At 67.1% G+C, this 15,528-nt stretch carries 11 protein-coding genes; 4 read left to right on the top strand and 7 right to left on the bottom strand.

Annotated elements, in window-relative coordinates; translation table 11 throughout:
* Position 1: 1 nt before the first annotated feature.
* The 4 genes from IL252_RS00500 to IL252_RS00515 all read right to left on the bottom strand — a co-directional run bounded on the left by IL252_RS00500 (position 2) and on the right by IL252_RS00515 (position 4,687).
* Positions 2 to 1,390 (bottom strand): ABC transporter substrate-binding protein, encoded by a 1,389-nt coding sequence (locus IL252_RS00500; RefSeq protein ID WP_208625794.1) that lies wholly within the window; start codon positions 1,388 to 1,390, stop codon positions 2 to 4.
* Positions 1,391 to 1,457: 67 nt separating this feature from the next.
* Positions 1,458 to 2,159: a helix-turn-helix domain-containing protein gene (locus IL252_RS00505; RefSeq protein ID WP_208625795.1), complete on the bottom strand. Its 702-nt coding sequence runs from the start codon at positions 2,157 to 2,159 to the stop codon at positions 1,458 to 1,460.
* Positions 2,160 to 2,328: 169 nt separating this feature from the next.
* Positions 2,329 to 3,891, bottom strand: coding sequence for an AMP-binding protein (locus IL252_RS00510; RefSeq protein WP_208625796.1), 1,563 nt, complete (start codon positions 3,889 to 3,891; stop codon positions 2,329 to 2,331).
* Complete coding sequence (locus IL252_RS00515; protein ID WP_208625797.1) at positions 3,884 to 4,687, bottom strand: alpha/beta fold hydrolase; 804 nt, start codon at positions 4,685 to 4,687, stop codon at positions 3,884 to 3,886. The genes IL252_RS00510 and IL252_RS00515 overlap by 8 nt, the downstream gene beginning before the upstream one ends.
* 239 nt (positions 4,688 to 4,926) lie before the next feature.
* On the opposite strand from IL252_RS00515, the gene ppc reads away from it, so the two are divergent.
* The 4 genes from ppc (at position 4,927) to IL252_RS00535 (ending at position 11,072) form a co-directional block, all read left to right on the top strand.
* Positions 4,927 to 7,623 carry a phosphoenolpyruvate carboxylase gene (gene ppc, locus IL252_RS00520; RefSeq protein WP_208625798.1) on the top strand — a complete coding sequence of 899 codons (2,697 nt, stop codon included), beginning with the start codon at positions 4,927 to 4,929 and terminating at the stop codon, positions 7,621 to 7,623.
* A gap of 325 nt (positions 7,624 to 7,948) precedes the next feature.
* The gene (locus IL252_RS00525; RefSeq protein WP_208625799.1) at positions 7,949 to 8,803 is read left to right on the top strand and encodes an ABC transporter ATP-binding protein; all 855 of its coding nucleotides are present in this window, start codon (positions 7,949 to 7,951) and stop codon (positions 8,801 to 8,803) included.
* Positions 8,800 to 10,377: an ABC transporter permease gene (locus tag IL252_RS00530; RefSeq protein ID WP_244256654.1), complete on the top strand. Its 1,578-nt coding sequence runs from the start codon at positions 8,800 to 8,802 to the stop codon at positions 10,375 to 10,377. The genes IL252_RS00525 and IL252_RS00530 overlap by 4 nt, the downstream gene beginning before the upstream one ends.
* Positions 10,378 to 10,619: 242 nt before the next feature.
* Positions 10,620 to 11,072 carry a universal stress protein gene (locus IL252_RS00535; protein ID WP_208625800.1) on the top strand — a complete coding sequence of 151 codons (453 nt, stop codon included), beginning with the start codon at positions 10,620 to 10,622 and terminating at the stop codon, positions 11,070 to 11,072.
* Between the two features lie 19 nt (positions 11,073 to 11,091).
* On the opposite strand, the gene IL252_RS00540 is transcribed toward IL252_RS00535, so the two are convergent.
* The 3 genes from IL252_RS00540 to glpA are packed head-to-tail and all read right to left on the bottom strand — an operon-like array spanning position 11,092 to position 15,450.
* The gene (locus IL252_RS00540; protein ID WP_208625802.1) at positions 11,092 to 12,477 is read right to left on the bottom strand and encodes an anaerobic glycerol-3-phosphate dehydrogenase subunit C; all 1,386 of its coding nucleotides are present in this window, start codon (positions 12,475 to 12,477) and stop codon (positions 11,092 to 11,094) included.
* A complete protein-coding gene (gene glpB / locus IL252_RS00545) occupies positions 12,474 to 13,742 on the bottom strand; it encodes a glycerol-3-phosphate dehydrogenase subunit GlpB (protein ID WP_208625804.1) in 1,269 nt (422 codons plus the stop codon). The genes IL252_RS00540 and glpB overlap by 4 nt, the downstream gene beginning before the upstream one ends.
* Positions 13,732 to 15,450, bottom strand: coding sequence for an anaerobic glycerol-3-phosphate dehydrogenase subunit GlpA (gene glpA / locus IL252_RS00550; RefSeq protein WP_170094470.1), 1,719 nt, complete (start codon positions 15,448 to 15,450; stop codon positions 13,732 to 13,734). The genes glpB and glpA overlap by 11 nt, the downstream gene beginning before the upstream one ends.
* Between the last annotated feature and the right edge of the window lie 78 nt (positions 15,451 to 15,528).

Here is a 15,528-nt window from a genome sequence, read left to right on the forward strand (position 1 = left end):
GTTACAACGAGCAGTTCATGTCGTCGCTGTCTGCCGGAATCGTTACCTGGTCGCCGGAGATTCGGGCCAGGGGGTCGCCGGGCTGGATGAGCGAGTCCCAGCTGTCGGCCCACTGGTCCCGTGTCGGAACGGGGTTGGCGACGGTCATCTCCGAACGGGCCTGGTTGTTGTACTCCTGGAAGGTGTAGCCGTTCTCGCCTTTCGGCGTGTCGGTGACGGTCATCCCCTTGAGCGCGCCCGTGATGTCGTCTGGATCCGTCGAGCCGCCCTCGGTGACGGCCTGGTGGATCGCCGACGCGCCCGTGAACGTGCCTGCGGTAAAGAGGTCGGGAACGACGCCGTAGGCGTTCGTGTACGACTCGACGAAGGCGTCGTTGATCGGGTTGTCGTACTGGTTCCAGTGATAGCGCGTCGTGAACGGTCCCAGTCCCGCGCCCTCGATTTTCTCCTCTGTGAGCGGGTCGCCGAGCACGCGCTGCATCGTCTGGCCGACGACGGCGTTCGTGATCCGGGTGGCGAACCCGCCGAAGACGCGATAGGAGTAGTCGCCCGAGAGGAAAGCGCTGAACAGATTCGGGAGCGTCGCGACGGTGAACCCGCCGACGATCCCCTCCGCGCCCGCGTCTGCTGCGTTCTCCAGCAGCCCGTCCCACTCCGAGTACCCCTGGTTGACGAACCGCTCGCCGACGATCTCGATGCCCTCGGACTCCAGCACCGATCGGTAGTTGTTGACGACGGCCCGGCCGAAGCTGTAGTCCGCGCCGAACAGGTACACCTTCGATACGTCGGTCTCGGTGGCGACGTACCGGCCGCCAGAGCGGGCGTCCATCGCCGTGTTCTCGCTGGCCCGGTACACCAGATCGCCGCAGGTCTCGCTCTCTGCAGTGATCCCCGCCGACGCCGCCGGCCCGACCATCATCGGGACCGACGACGCCTTCACGACGTTGGTGATGACACGCGAGGCCGCACCCGAGGACGAACAGCCAAAGAGCATGTCGACGCCCTCGTTGCTCACCAGATCCGTCGCGGCCGACTGCGCGCCGTCGGCGGTGAACTCCGTGTCGCGGACGATCAGCTCGTACTCCACGTCGCCGGCCGAGACTGTCGTCGTCCCGGTGCCCACGTCGGTGGGCGGATCGGCGTCGCCCTTGTACGCGAGCCCGGAGAGCAGTCCCCAGAGGCCCTGCTGGCCGTAGTACGCCAGGTCCCCCGAGAGCGGCTGGAGGACACCGATCGAGAGCCGTTGCGAACTCGACTGTGTCGTCGACGTGTCTTGCATGTTTGTCTCCGTGTCGCCGTCACCACCGTCGCCGGTACAGCCCGCGAGCGCGACGACGCCCGCACCACCGAGCGATCGGATCGCACGCCGTCTCGTGACAGTCCGGTTCATAACGAATAATGACTAGCTCCACAGCCACAAAGCCACGAAGGTTTACATGTTAACGAGGGCGGGAGCGCTACTCGATGTCGTCCAGCGCCGTGACGACGCGGTGTATCATCTTCCGTTGCCCCCGGCGGAGGTTCTTCGAGACCGCCGGCTTGGAGACGCCGAACTCGTCGGCCAGGCTCCCGAGGGTTGCGTCGCGCGGCGTCTCGAAGTAGCCACTGGAGACGGCGGCTTCCAGGGTCTCGCGTTCGGTGTCCGAGAGATCCTGGCACCCCTCGATCAGCGTCATCGCCGCACCGGCGTTTTGCACCAGATCACCCATCTCCGGGAGGGAGGTGTCGGTGCGCTCGACGACCTCGTACTCGTTGTTCCGGTCGAGCTCCGAGAGGGCGCTGTCGGCCTCGCTACTCGCGTCGAATCCGACGTGCCAGACCTCGCTCCCGTCCTCGATGTAGAAGGGACCGGTGACGTAGCCGTCGTTGCTCCTGATCGTCGCCATCGCGTCGGTCTCGGCGATGACCGTCCTGATCTGGGCGACGTTGTCGCGCCGCGCCACGAGCGAGCAGTCGTTCATGTTCCCGTGCTCGCGCAGCGTTTCGAGCCCCACGGAGAGTTCCTCACGGTCGGCCCCCTCCACGACCATTCGCGTCTCTAGCTCCTGCGTTCGCCGATCGAAGTCCCAGTGGACGGCCGAAAAGGTGAGAGCGTGATCTGCCGTCGTATCGATGAACGGACAGTCGTACTGCTCTACGTCCATTGATAGTTCGATCATGCGACGACCTTTCTCTCTGTACCACACGCTAGACCATGATAAACAATTCCGCCCTCGAAGGAAGTAGGGAGCTGTTACTGTGTTGATACCGTCGCCGGACCGTACTGCTGCCCGCCACAGTCTCACGACAGTCGCCGCCCAGGCGCGGCGACACTCGTCACAGACAGTATCAGGAACCGTACTCGTCAGCGACCGCGTCGCGATCGATCTTGTCGGGACCGCTGCGGGGGAGCGAAGCGACGAAGACGAGATCTCTCGGTCGTTTGTACCGTGCGAGTCGGCCGTCCAGAAACGACGTGAGCTCTTCGAGCGTGAGCGAGTCGTCGCCGACGACGACGGCTCGGCCGACCTCGCCCCACTGGTCGTCGTCGACGGGCACGACGACCACGTCGTCGACCTTCGGATGGCCGGAGACGGCGTCCTCGACCGCTGCGGGGAAGACGTTCTCGCCCCCACTGACGTACATGTTCTTCTTGCGGCCCTCGATGCTGACGTAGCCGTCGTCGTCGATCCGCGCGAGGTCGCCGGTAGCGAGCCAGCCGTCCTCCCGGAAGGTTGCGGCGGTCGCTTCGGGCCGGTGCCAGTACTCCGTCGCGGCGTGGGGCGACCGGAGGTGGAGTTCGCCGACTTCGCCGCGAGGGAGTTCCGTGCCGGTGTCGTCGACGATCCGCACGTCGACGTGGACGTTCGGGACACCGACGGTGTCGGCCTTCTCGCTGGGCCAGTCGTCGGGCATCGCGAAGTTGTTGGGGCCACACTCGGTCAGCCCGTACCCCTGTGAGAGGTCGACGCCGCGGTCCCACCACGCCGACAGCACCGACTCTCGACAGGGGCCGCCGCCGGACTTGGCGAGTCGCAGCGTCGAGAGGTCGGTTTCGGCCCACCGTTCGTGGTCGACCATCATCCGCAACACCGCCGGGACGGCCACGAGGAGCGTGGCCGACCGCGCCTCGATCAGTTCGAGCACCTCGCCGGGATCGAACTCTCGGGCGAGGACGACGGTCCCGCCCATGTGAAAGACCGGCACCGTCAACACGTTCCACCCGCCGGTGTGGAACATCGGGAACGTCAGCGGCGTCACGTCGTCCGGCCGCAGCCCCCAGGCGGTGACGGTGTTGGTCGCGTTCCAGACGATCGCCTCGTGGCTGAGGACGGTCTCTTTGGGGATCCCCGTCGAGCCGCCGGTGTGCAAGAACAGGTGTGGGGCTGCCGGCTCCAGCGTCGGCCCGTCGTAGGGGGATCGGTCGGCCGGCAGCGATTCGTCGAGGCGGTCCCAGGTCGTCTCACCGGCCGTCGCCAGCGAGCGCACCGGACAGTCGATGTCGGCGTCGGCGAGGGCCTCGGCCGCGTCGTCGGCGAACGGCTCCTCGACGACGAGCAGCGACGGGGCCACGTCGTCGAGCAGCGTCCCGAGTTCCGGCGGTGCCAGGCGATGGGAGAGGGGCGCGAGCACGCCGCCTGTCTTGCCCGTCGCGAAGAACAGATCGACGAACTCGGGACGGTTTCGTGAGAGCACGGCGACGCGGCCGCCTGCGTCGGGATCTGCCCCGCCCTCGCGGGTCACGCCGTGATCGGCCAGCAAGCGCGCACAGCCGTTGGCGCGGCGGTCGAGTTCCGCGTATGTGTACTCCGTGCCGCTGGTCGCGTCGACCAGTCCGACCCGGTCGGGCGACAGCGCCCGCCTGCGTGCGCTCCAGTCACCCACCCACCGCTGGGGCCCGTGCTCAGACATCGTCGAGGAACGACCGGAGGTGTTCGTTGACGGTGTCGGCCTGTTCGATGAAACAGAGGTGCGAACCGCCGTCGACGGCCACCAGACGACTGTGGGGAATCGCCTCGTCGAGCAGCGTCGCGTTCTCGAAGGGGATCACCTCGTCGGCGGTGCCGTGGACGATCAGCGTCGGCAGGTCGATCTCCCCGAGCCTGTCGCTCTCGTCGAAACCGACCGCGGCGGCGCTCTGCCACTCGTAAGCCTCCTCGGAGGGGTCGGTCTCCAGTCGCCACTCGACGATGCGGTCGACCACGTCGGACCGTTCTTCCCAGAACTCGTCTGTCACGGCCGGGCGCATCTTGTGTCGGATCGTCGCCGCCTCGTCGTACTCCTCGGGGACGTTCAACATCCGCTGCTGGGTGTCCGCCGGAATCGGGACCGCCGCCTCGCCGCCCGGCGTCGTCGCGATCAGCGTCAGCGAGTCGGCCCGGTCGTAGTCGAGGACGTACTGCTGGGCGATCATGCCGCCCAGGCTCGCACCCACGACGTGGGCCGTCTCGACGCCAGCGTCGTCGAGGACGGCCTCGAAGTCGCCCGCCATCTGCTCGGTGGTGTACGGCCCCGCGGGCTCGTCGGAGTCGCCCGTGCCGCGGTTGTCCCAGACCAGCGTCTCGTAGGACTCTGAGAGCGCCTCGCGCTGCCAGCGCCACATCCAGGTGCCGTAGCTCAGCCCCTCGACGAACGCGACCGTCTCGGCGTCTGCAGGACCCGAGCGTTCGTAGGCGAGCGTTACACCGTCGTGCGTGGCAGTCGGCATAGTTTCACTTGGTCGTGATATCCCATCAACATTGACGTTCACGTGTGAACCCTGGCTCTCCACACCGGCGGCCGCCGCGACTGTTCCGTTCGACGGAACGGCCTCGGGCGGTCGATCTGGGACCGAGCCACGACGTTCCGTGGCAAGGCAATCATAAACAATGGACGAATGCTTACAGTGGGACGACAGGCATTTTGACTTTCGCTAGAGTTTTAGGACTCCCCCGAGTCTCCACTGGTATGAATTTGCACGCCAGGGAAATAAACGAGGACGTGCGCGAGCTGGGGGAGCTCCTCGGGGAAGTGATCGAAGCACAGACATCCACCGAAGGCTTCGAGACCGTCGAGAACATCCGAACGTCGTCGATCGACTACCGGCGCGGCGACGCCGACGACCGCGACGACGTCGAACGGACGCTCGACCGTCTCTCGCCGGACATGCAGGACATCGTCGCCCGTGCTTTCACCACCTACTTCGAACTGATCAACCTCGCAGAGGAGCGCCAGCGGGTCCGCGAGATCCGCGAGGGGAGCCAGGAGGGCGTGCTCGAAGACAGCGTCACCGACGCCGTCGAGAAGCTCTCCGAGCGGGGAGCAGACCCAGAGACCCTCGAACAGGTCCTCGACGACGTGCTCATCGAGCCGACGTTTACCGCCCACCCGACCGAGGCACGACGCAAGACCGTCAAGGCCAAGCTCCGGTCGGTCGCCAACGACCTCGAAGTGCTCGACGAGGTCCGGCTCACGGACAGCGAACAGGAGGACATCGAGGACGACCTCGCCGCGGAGGTCACGAGCCTCTGGCAGACGCCACAGGTCCGCGACCGCCGCCCGGAAGTGACCGACGAGGCGCTCAACGTCCAGTGGTACATCGAGAACGTCCTCTTCGAAGTGATCGACGAGGTCTACGACGAACTCGAAGACGCCATCGACGAGGAGTACGACGGTGAGATCGACGTGCCCAAGCTCTACGAGTTCCGCTCGTGGGCCGGCTCCGACCGTGACGGCAACCCCTTCGTCACGCCCGAGATCACCGAGGAGACTCTGGAGCGCCAGCGCGATGTCGTGCTCCCGCTCTACCGGGACCGCCTCAAGGAGCTGTCGGGCGTGCTGAGCCAGGACGCCAGCAACATCGACACGACCGACGCCTTCGACGAGCGGCTCGAAGAACACAAGGAAGCGCTGCCCGGCGTCGCCAGCGAGGCCGAGGAACGCTACCCCGACGAGCCGTACCGCCAGAAGCTGAAGCTGATGCGCGAAGGCGTGCTCCGGGTGGGCGACGTTCGCTCCGGGGGCTACTCCGATTCGAACGACCTGCTGGCCGACCTCCGCGCCATCGCCGACGACCTCCGTGCCAACGACGCCGACGTGATCGCCGAGGCTCACGTCGACCCGCTGATCCGCAAGGTCGACACGTTCGGCTTCACGCTGGCCGGACTGGACATGCGGGACCACCGCAAGATGCACACCGACGCCATCGCGGAGACCGTCGACCGCGAGGGCATCGACTACGCCGACATGGACGAAGACGAGCGCGTCGAGTTCCTCACCGAGGCCATCCTGCAGGACGGCCAGATCGTCGACATGGAAGACGTCGACGGCCTCTCTGACGACTCGGCCCGCGTCATCCGACGGTTCCGCAAGCTGGCCGACTGGCAGCGCGAGTTCGGCGTCGACGCCATCGACACCTACGCGATCAGCTGGTGTGAGGAAGCGAGCCACGTACTGGAAGTGCTCTTCCTGGGCGATCAGGCCGGGATCGTCGACCTGCCGGGCTACTGCGGGCTCGACATCGTCCCCCTGCTGGAGTCGAAGTACGCGCTCGACGGCGCGCGTCGCATCATGGGCACGCTGTTCGAGAACGACGCCTACGAGGCGGCACTGGCGGCCCGCAACGGCGTCCAGGAGATCATGCTGGGTTACTCCGACTCCAACAAGGAGAACGGCTATCTCGCCGCCAACTGGTCGCTGTACCGCAACCAGAAGCGACTGGCGGCGATCACCGACGACTTCGACGTGGAGATGCGGCTGTTCCACGGCCGCGGCGGTTCGATCTCGCGCGGCGGCGGCCCGATGAACGACGCGATGCTGGCCCTGCCCAACGAGACCGTGACGGGCCAGATCAAGTTCACCGAGCAGGGCGAGGCCATCGCCGAGAAGTACGCCAACGAGGCTATCGCAGAGCGCAACCTCGAACAGATGCTCAACGCACAGGTTCGCTCTCGGTACAACGCCCTCGAAGAGCCCGTCGAAGAGATCCCCGACGCCTGGGAAGAGGCCATGGAGACCGCCTCGGAGGCGGCCCGCCAGAAGTACGAGTCGCTCCTGCAGACGGAGGGATTCGTCGACTTCTTCGAGCAGGCGACGCCGATCTCGGTGATCGAGAACCTCAACATGGGCTCTCGTCCCGCCTCCCGGTCGGGCGACCGCAGCGTCGAGGACCTGCGAGCGATCCCGTGGGTGTTCTCCTGGACCCAGGCCCGCTGTATCATCCCCGGCTGGTACTCGATCGCGACGGGGCTGCAGGCGTATCTCGACGACGGCGGCGACGTGGAGACTCTCCAGGAGATGTACGAGGAGTGGCCGTTCTTCCAGACCAAACTGGACAACGCGTCCCTCGCGCTGGCCCGGACGGACTTCGACATCGCCGAGGAGTACGCCGCGCTGGCCGACGACGACCTCCGAGAACGGATCTTCCCCGACATCCGCCAGGAGTACGAGGACACCGTCGACATCGTCACGGAGATCACCGGCCGTGACAGCCTCCTCAAGCGCGAGTGGCTCGAACAGAACCTCGACCGCCGGAACCCCTACGTCGACCCGCTCAACCTCCTGCAGGTGCGCCTGCTCGCACAGAGCCACCTCACGGAGACCGAGCGCCGGACGCTGCGCCTGACCGTTCAGGGGATCGCCGCCGGCATGAAAAACACCGGATAGCGCCTCCCGGTCGACCGGTCGGGGTACCGTGATACGACCGGCTGTACATCTGTGACCGATTTCGCCACCCCAGGGTGGCGAAGATCTTCACGACGTTACAGCCGGCAGTATGAGACAGTCGCCGACCGAGACCGCTTTCGACGGAACTTCCGGCTCGGAAACTCTCGTTCTGTTTTTATACTCGATCCGATCCACCAGTGGGTATGGCCCTCCACACTGGCCGCGAGATCGATCGTGACATCGGCCGACCGCCCTCCCGCTCTATCGCCCCGCCGACGGTGACGCCGCCGTCCCTTCCCGAAATCGAGTGGAGGGACCGGTGACGATGCGACTCGAACTCGACGGGATCGAGAAGCGGTACGGCGACGAACATGCGCTTCGGGACGTGGACCTCGTGCTCGAACCCGGCGTCGTCGGGCTGCTCGGCCCCAACGGTGCCGGCAAGTCCACGCTCATGCGGATCGTCACGACCGTGCTCCAGCCGACCGACGGACAGGTCCGCTGGAACGGGACCGACGTGGGCGAGGAGCCACGCGCGATCAGGGACTCGGTCGGCTACCTCCCCCAGTCGTTCGGCGTGTATCCGAGCCTGACGGCTCGGGAGTTCCTCCGCTATCTGGCGGCGATACGGGGCGTCTCGAACGTCGGCGAGCGCATCGAGGATCTCCTCGCGCTCGTCAACCTCGAAGCGGCGGCCGATCGTCGCCTGGGCGGGTTCTCGGGCGGCATGCGCCAGCGCGTGGGCATCGCTCAGGCGCTGCTCGCGGACCCGGACCTGCTCGTCGTCGACGAACCGACCGTCGGACTCGATCCGACAGAGCGCGTCCGCTTCCGGAACGTCCTCGCCGAACTCGCCGAGGATCGGATCGTGGTGCTCTCGACGCACATCGTCTCGGACGTGGAGGTGACTGCGAGCGACATCGTCCTCCTCCACGACGGACGCGTGCTGGCCCACGAGTCCCCGGCCGCGCTGCTCGACGAGGTCGAAGGTTCGGTCTGGGAGTGGACCGTCGGCGACGACGACCTCGCCGCGGTCAAACGCGAGTACACGATCAGCGGAACGGCCCGGCGCAGCGACGGCGTCGCGGTCCGGGTCGTCTCGGCGTCGCGGCCGACGCCGGCAGCCGAGCCCGCGGAACCGACCCTCGAAGACGCGTACCTCGACGCGATCGGACGATGACCGGGCCACTCAGACCGGTCCTCGCTGTGGCACTGGCGGACTTCAGAGAGCGGTCGCGCTCGACGACGTTCCTCGTCGTGCCGCTGCTGGTCGCGTACTTCGTGAAGATCGTCACCGTCGACTCGACGCTGGTGGTCGGCACCGACTACACCGGCCGCCCGACGATCGCCTGGCTCGCCGGGATGACGACCGTCATCGGGACGACGGTGCTCGTCCTCTTCGGGTTCTCCCTCGTGAAAGGCAGCATCGGCAGAGACCTGGAGACGGGGGTGAGCGAACTGATCGCGCCCTCGTCGCTGTCGAACGGCCAGTACCTCCTGGGGAAGTGGCTGAGCAACGTCGCCGTCCTCGCGTTCGGGACGCTGGTGCTGCTCGCTTCGACCGGCGTCGCCTCCCTCTTCGTCGGCGTGGGCGCGTTCGACCCCTGGGCGTTGATCTCGCCGTTCCTCCTGATCACGCTCCCGGCCATGACCGTCGTCGCGGCGGTCGCGGTCTGTTTCGAGACGATCGGACCACTCCGTGGCACTGCCGGCACCGTGATCTACTTCCTGCTCGTGCTGACCGCCATCGTGGCCGGGATCGCACCGGACCCCCCGCTGGATCTCGTCGGACTCGCGGTCGTCCGCGACAGCATGGCCCAGTCGATCGCGGCCCAGTATCCCGCCTTCGACGGGTCGGTCTTCGGCTTCACGTACACGGACGATCCGGGCGGTCTCGCCGAATTCACGTGGGCGGGAATCGCCTGGACCGGGGCGCGACTCGTGACCCGCCTCCCGGTGCTCGCAACCGCGTGTGGGTTCCTCGGTGGGGCCTGGCTCGCGTTCGACCGGTTCGACGACGCGACGCGCTGGTCGTTCCTGTCTCGCTCGGAGTCTGATCGAGAGACCGCGGACGACGAGGTCGAATCGCCGACGGCAGACGATCTCTCGACGACAGCGGATCCGTCGGTCGACGTCGACCTCGCACCCGTCAGCCGCGACGGCGGCTCGACCGGCCCCGTCTTGCTGGCCGAGCTCCGGATGGCGCTTCGCGGCTATCCGCGGTGGTGGTACGCAGCAGCCGTGCTGGCCGTCCTCGCGACTGCCGTCGCGCCGATCGGTGTCGTCCGCACGCTCGTCGTCCCGCTCGCGCTCTTGCTCCCGCTCTCGGCGTGGTCGGCACTCGGGACGCGCGAACGGCGACACCGCACGACAGAGCTGGTGTTCGTCGGCAGCAGACCGACCCGGCTGCTGGGCGCGACCTACGCGTCCGGCGTCGCGATCGGGCTGTTGGTGTCCGTGCCCGCACCCGTCCGGTTCGCCCTCTCGGGGATGGACGGCGCGCTCGTGGGCTGGCTCGCGGCCGTCCTGTCGTTGCCGGCGATCGCGCTCGCGCTGGGGGTCTGGACCGGGCGGTCCAAGAGCTTCGAGATCGCCTATCTGACGGCGTGGTACCTCGGTCCCGTGAACGGACTCGGCGCGCTCGATTACGTCGCCGCCCGGCCCTCGACGGCGTCGGCGGGGATTCCAGTCGTCTACCTGGCACTCGCGGTCGTCGCGCTCGGCGCGGCACTCGTGGGCCGGCGACGACAGTAGCTCCGCCGTCACTGTTCCCACGGACGCGGGTGAGCGTTCGGACGTATCATTTTCTGAACCATCGCGGCGTTCGTCACACGACGTGAAGTATAAGAATTAATCTACGTTTGGCCGTCCGTGGTGGTGTTGGCGCACCGTCTGTATCAGCCACGACATCGCTCCTCGGTCGGTCTCAGCGCCCCGCCTCGTCGCTTCGAAGCGGCCACCGAACGCTTTTGTACGATGGCATAGATGTCACGGACATGGCGATAGAGACAGTCATGCTGGCACTCGGACACACCGACAGCGAACGCATCGACGAACTCACCGAGACGGTCATCGACATCGCCGGAGCCACCGGCGCGTCGGTGATTCTGTCGCACGTGTTCACCCCAGAAGAGTACGACAACGCGACCGAACGACTCGACTTCAGCGATCCGGCCGACGCGGACGTCGACGAGGTGACGAGCCGACTCTCGATCGTCCGTGACGTCAAAGAGTCCCTGGAGGACGCGAAGATCGACTACCGGATCACCGGTCGGATCGGCGAACACGGCGCACGGATCGTCGACCTCGCGACCGAGGAAGGGGCCGACCACCTGATCGTCGGCGGCCGCCGTCGGTCACCGACCGGCAAGGCCGTGTTCGGATCGACGGCACAGCACGTCCTGCTCGAATCGCCGTGCCCGGTCACCTTCGTCCGCGGCGATCACTGATACCGGCGGCTCTCGGCTCTCACTCGACCAGCGCCGCCGCGACCAACTCGATCGGGTGGCGGATGTCGTAGCCGGTGCCGTGCTCCATCTGCATCGAGCAGGTGGGACACTCGGTCATGCCGGTGGTGCTCTCGGCGTCCTCCATGTGGTCGAACATCTCCTCACCGATGGCCATCGACTTCTCGTACTTCTCGTCTTTCCAGCCGTAGGTGCCCGAGATGCCCGAACAGGAGTCGCCCACGTCCTCGACTGCGACGCCGTCGAGATCGCGGAACAGCTCGACTGCCTGCCGTTCGAGCCCCTGGTTGCGGGCGTGACACGGCGCGTGATAGGCGAACTCTTCGGCGAGTTCGTCCCCGATCTCGGCGTCCTGGAGGGCACCGCGCACGTCCTCGTGGATCCGGAGGTACTCGATGGACTCGAACGTGTTCTCGGCCACGTCTTCGATGCCGTCGATGTCGAACAGCTCGGGATACTCCTGTCGCAGCGCCAGCGAGCACGACGTACAGGAGGCGATGGCGTCGTATCCCTCCTCGACCAGATCGGCCATCGAGGAGACGTTGACCTCGGCGTGGCGGCGGGCGTCGTCGAGCATCCCGTTGGCGAACATCGGCGTCCCCGAGCAGCCCTGTTCGGGCACGACGATCTCGTAGCCGAAGTGCTCGTACACTCGAACGAGGGCCCGCGCGACCTCGGGGGTGTTGTACTCGGAGTAACAGCCGTGGAAGTACGCGACCTTCTTGTCGGCGTCGAGGGGTTCGCCGCGGCGTTCGCGGGCCTCGCGAGCGCGCTCGCGGGAACCGGCAGCGCCGCCCTGAGCGGCCCACCACTCGGAGAACGTCTCCGTCGCGAAGGCCGGGAACTCCCGCTCGCTCGTGACACCGAGAGTCTTCTCCATGACCCAGCGGGCGGGCCCGAAGTTCATCGCGACGTTGGCGATCCGGGGGACCTTGCTCGCCAGCCACGCGGACGTGCGGTAGTTGGCGAGGATCCGGTTGCGCCAGTACTCCGTCGAGAGCTTGCTCATCTGCTCGTCGACGTACTCGCCGCGGGCCTCGTTGTGCATCTGGCTGAGCGGGACCCCCGAGGGGCAGGCGTCGTCACAGCGCATGCAGTTCGAGCAGTCCATGATGGAGTCGTCGACGGCGAACTCGTCGCCGTCGTCGGTCTGCTTGAGCCGCCACTGCTCTGGTCCCTGGAACTTCGGTCCCGGGAACTCGTCGTCGACTTCCGCGACCGGGCAGTTGGTGTCGCAGGTGCTACACTTCGTACAGGAGTCCGCGCCGGGTCGCAGGTCCATCGTCTCCTCGTCGGGGAACACCTGGACCGGCTCGAACTCCTCGCCCGTGTTCGGTTCTGTCGGTTCGAACGACTCCTCCGTCGGTGTGTCAGCTGAATCACTCATGTCAGATCCTCCGTCGCCGCTCGCCCGGCCGCGTAGCCGGTCGCGATCGAGACGCCGCTGCCGGACTTCTCGGCCGCGAAGTCGTAGCCGCCGATCGTCGCCCCAGCCGCTCTGAGGTTCTCGAACTCCACGCTTCCGCTGACCCCACGTGGCCGCAAGTCGCTCCCGACGTCGACGCCGAAGCGCGCGAAGGCGTGGTCGTCGAAGACGCCGTCTTCGAACCAGTCGTATCGGTCTCCCGGATGCGGGACGTGACAGTCGAAGATCGGCTCTCGAACGCCCTCGCGGTCGCTCTCGACGCCCTTGCTGACCAGCCCGCCCGTCGCGAGGACGTACTGGTCGGCGCTGTAGGGGACCCGAGAGCCGTTGCGTTCGACGACCACGCGTTCGATCCGGTCCTCGCCCTCGTAGTCGACGACGGGATTGCCGACCTCGTAGCGCGCCCCCGACCGGTCGAGCGCCTCGAAGAGACGGTCTTCGAGTCGCAGTCCCGGCAGCGAGGGCGGTCCCATCGGGACTTCGAAGACGGCCACCCCGAGCTCCTCGGCCAGTGTCGCCCTGACGGCGTCGGTGTGATCGTCGCCCAGCACCGCGGGGAAGCCGACGCGTTCGTGGCCCTCGATGTGGGAGGCGACCCGCTGGGCGAGCGCGCTCCGGGTGTCGACCTTCCGGCCGTCGACCGCGACGGGACTGTTCTGGTCGAGCAGCTTCGCGTACCGGGTGACCTTGGCGTCGGCCTGGAGGTCTCCGGGGAACGTGATCGTCACGCCGTCGGCCGAGAACGGCGCGCCCGCGGCCTCGACGTGACTCGCGGCGAGCGGTGCGTCGAAGTCGACCAGCCGCTCGAAGCCGACCAGGAGCGTGTCCCGGTCGTCGCTTGCGACGCCCTCGGCGGCTCCGGCGGGGTAGCGGGCGGTCGGCTTGACCGTCCCGCCGTGGGTCGGCAGTAGTGCGTTTGTCTCCGTGTGGTCGCCGTGGTAGCCGTCGACGGTCTCGTCGAACAGCGCCATCGCGTCCCGAACCGTCTCGACGCCCACGAGCCGGTAGGGGTGGTCCTCGTGGAGCTCCGGAATCGCGTCGTACGGATCGACGACGACCTCGTCGCCGACGTACCCGAGCACGTCGATCAGTCCGGAGGCCTGCCGGAGCGAGCTCTGCTTGTAGGAGACCAGGCGCACGTCCGCACCCGCGCGGGCGGCCGCGATCGCGCTCGTCACGCCCGCGAGCCCGCCGCCGACGACCAGCACTTCCGAGTCAATCGCCATCTGCGGCCTCCCCGACGGTGTCCGACCCCAGGCGACGATCCGAGCCCGGTCCGCTGTCGAAGGCAGCGAAGTCGACGGGATGGGTCGCCGGATCGTGGTCGCGGTTCTGCGTCGTCGCGTGCAGCGCGTAGTTGATCATCGCCTGCTGGAGCTGGTTCCCCCAGAGCGCGTGGCGCTGTCCCTTCCACCGTTCCTGTAGCAGGTCGTCCCAGGAGTCTCGAACCGTCGCCTCGTCGAACTCGGGGTGGAGTTCGCCGGCCAGGCGATGGATGCAGAAACCGCCCTGGCAGTTGCCCATCGACGCTCTGGTCCGGATGCGGGTCCCGTTGAGGTCCGCGCCGGCCTGCGAGATCGCGTCCTGTACTTCGGCGCGCGTGACGCCCTCGCAGTTACACAGCACCGGGTTCGGCTCGCCGGTGCCGAGCACCTCCTCGGCCCGCGATCCCAGTCGCTCGACGCTGCGCCGGCCGATCGGCGAGCGCAGGCCGAACTCGTCCATGTAGTCTCGCAGCACCGAGAACTCCTCGCTGCCGGGCAGGGGCACGTCCGCGGTCCGGCAGTCGGCGTCCATCCCGAACTTGGCGACGACGTGGTCGGCGATCTCTTCGCCCATCATCCGGTAGGTCGTGAACTTCCCGCCGACGATGGTCGTCATCCCCGGCAGGCCGTCGCGTTCCTCGTGGTCGAGCAGGAAGTAGTCTCGCGTGATGTCGGTCGGGTCTTCGCTGCCCACTTCCGGCGGTTCGTACAGCGGGCGCACGCCCCAGAACGACCGGATCGAGCGCGCGTCGGCGAGCATCGGCACCAGTTCCGAGAGCGTCTCGATCATCTGGTCGACCTCCCACTGCTCTTCTGGGTAGTCCTCCGGGTCCTCGACCTCCTCGTCGGTCGTCCCCAGTATCGCCGTCGTCTCGTGGGGGACGATGATGTCCGCGTCGCCCTTGGGCCGACAGCGGTTGATGACGGTGTCGACCTGCCGGACGTTCATGATCGTCATGACGCCCTTCGAGGGCCGGACGGCCACGTCGAGGTCGGCCATGTCGCCGATCCGGCCGGCCCACGCGCCCGTCGCGTTGACGACGTGGTCGGCCCGGATCGTCTCTCGGCCCGACTGGACGCCGTGGACGCGCTCGCCGGACTTGGCCCCGTGTTCGACCTCGACGCCGACGATCTCGCCGCTCTCGACGAGCAGATCGGTGACCTTCGAGTGGGTCTCGATGCGGGCACCGTGTTCCTGTGCGCTGGCGGCGTTGGCGACGACGAGCCGGAACGGATCGACCGCGCCGTCGGGGACGGAGATCGCCTTGTCGACGTCCGTCGCGAGGTGGGGCTCGCGTTCGCGTGCGCGTTCGCCAGAGATCACCTCCGCGGGGATGTCGCAGTCGGTACATCCCTGTAGCTTCTCTTCGAAGTACGATTCGGAGTCTTCCGGACGCTTGACGAACATGCCACCGGTCATCTCGACGCAGTGGCTCGCGATGTCGCGTAACACGCGATTCTCTTCGATACACTCGCGTGCGCTCTTCTGGTCGGAGACTGCGTACCGGCCGCCGCTGTGGAGCAGTCCGTGCATGCGCCCCGTCGTGCCGTGTGTGAGATTCCCCTGCTCGACGAGGGTCACGTCGGCCCCGCGCATCGCGAGGTCTCGCGCGACGCCCGCGCCGGTCGAGCCACCTCCGACGACGACGATTCGTGGTGTCGATGCCATCTATATTCGGAGTCGTTAGGTCGCCACCCACTTTACTTCACCGACGAACGGATACCGACAGTAAAACTAGTGATCGTT

The sequence above is a fragment of the Halomicrobium sp. IBSBa genome, assembly GCF_017612575.1.
In the GTDB taxonomy this organism is placed as follows: Archaea; Halobacteriota; Halobacteria; order Halobacteriales; family Haloarculaceae; genus Halomicrobium.

What these genes read in the sequence shown, in the direction of transcription:
- IL252_RS00505 (WP_208625795.1), bottom strand. Translation starts at nt 2,159, where the DNA reads ATGATCGAACTATCAATGGACGTAGAGCAGTACGACTGTCCGTTCATC.
- glpA (WP_170094470.1), bottom strand. Translation starts at nt 15,450, where the DNA reads ATGGCATCGACACCACGAATCGTCGTCGTCGGAGGTGGCTCGACCGGC.
- IL252_RS00540 (WP_208625802.1), bottom strand. Translation starts at nt 12,477, where the DNA reads ATGAGTGATTCAGCTGACACACCGACGGAGGAGTCGTTCGAACCGACA.
- ppc (WP_208625798.1), top strand. Translation starts at nt 4,927, where the DNA reads ATGAATTTGCACGCCAGGGAAATAAACGAGGACGTGCGCGAGCTGGGG.
- IL252_RS00515 (WP_208625797.1), bottom strand. Translation starts at nt 4,687, where the DNA reads ATGCCGACTGCCACGCACGACGGTGTAACGCTCGCCTACGAACGCTCG.
- glpB (WP_208625804.1), bottom strand. Translation starts at nt 13,742, where the DNA reads ATGGCGATTGACTCGGAAGTGCTGGTCGTCGGCGGCGGGCTCGCGGGC.
- IL252_RS00500 (WP_208625794.1), bottom strand. Translation starts at nt 1,390, where the DNA reads ATGAACCGGACTGTCACGAGACGGCGTGCGATCCGATCGCTCGGTGGT.
- IL252_RS00530 (WP_244256654.1), top strand. Translation starts at nt 8,800, where the DNA reads ATGACCGGGCCACTCAGACCGGTCCTCGCTGTGGCACTGGCGGACTTC.
- IL252_RS00535 (WP_208625800.1), top strand. Translation starts at nt 10,620, where the DNA reads ATGGCGATAGAGACAGTCATGCTGGCACTCGGACACACCGACAGCGAA.
- IL252_RS00525 (WP_208625799.1), top strand. Translation starts at nt 7,949, where the DNA reads ATGCGACTCGAACTCGACGGGATCGAGAAGCGGTACGGCGACGAACAT.
- IL252_RS00510 (WP_208625796.1), bottom strand. Translation starts at nt 3,891, where the DNA reads ATGTCTGAGCACGGGCCCCAGCGGTGGGTGGGTGACTGGAGCGCACGC.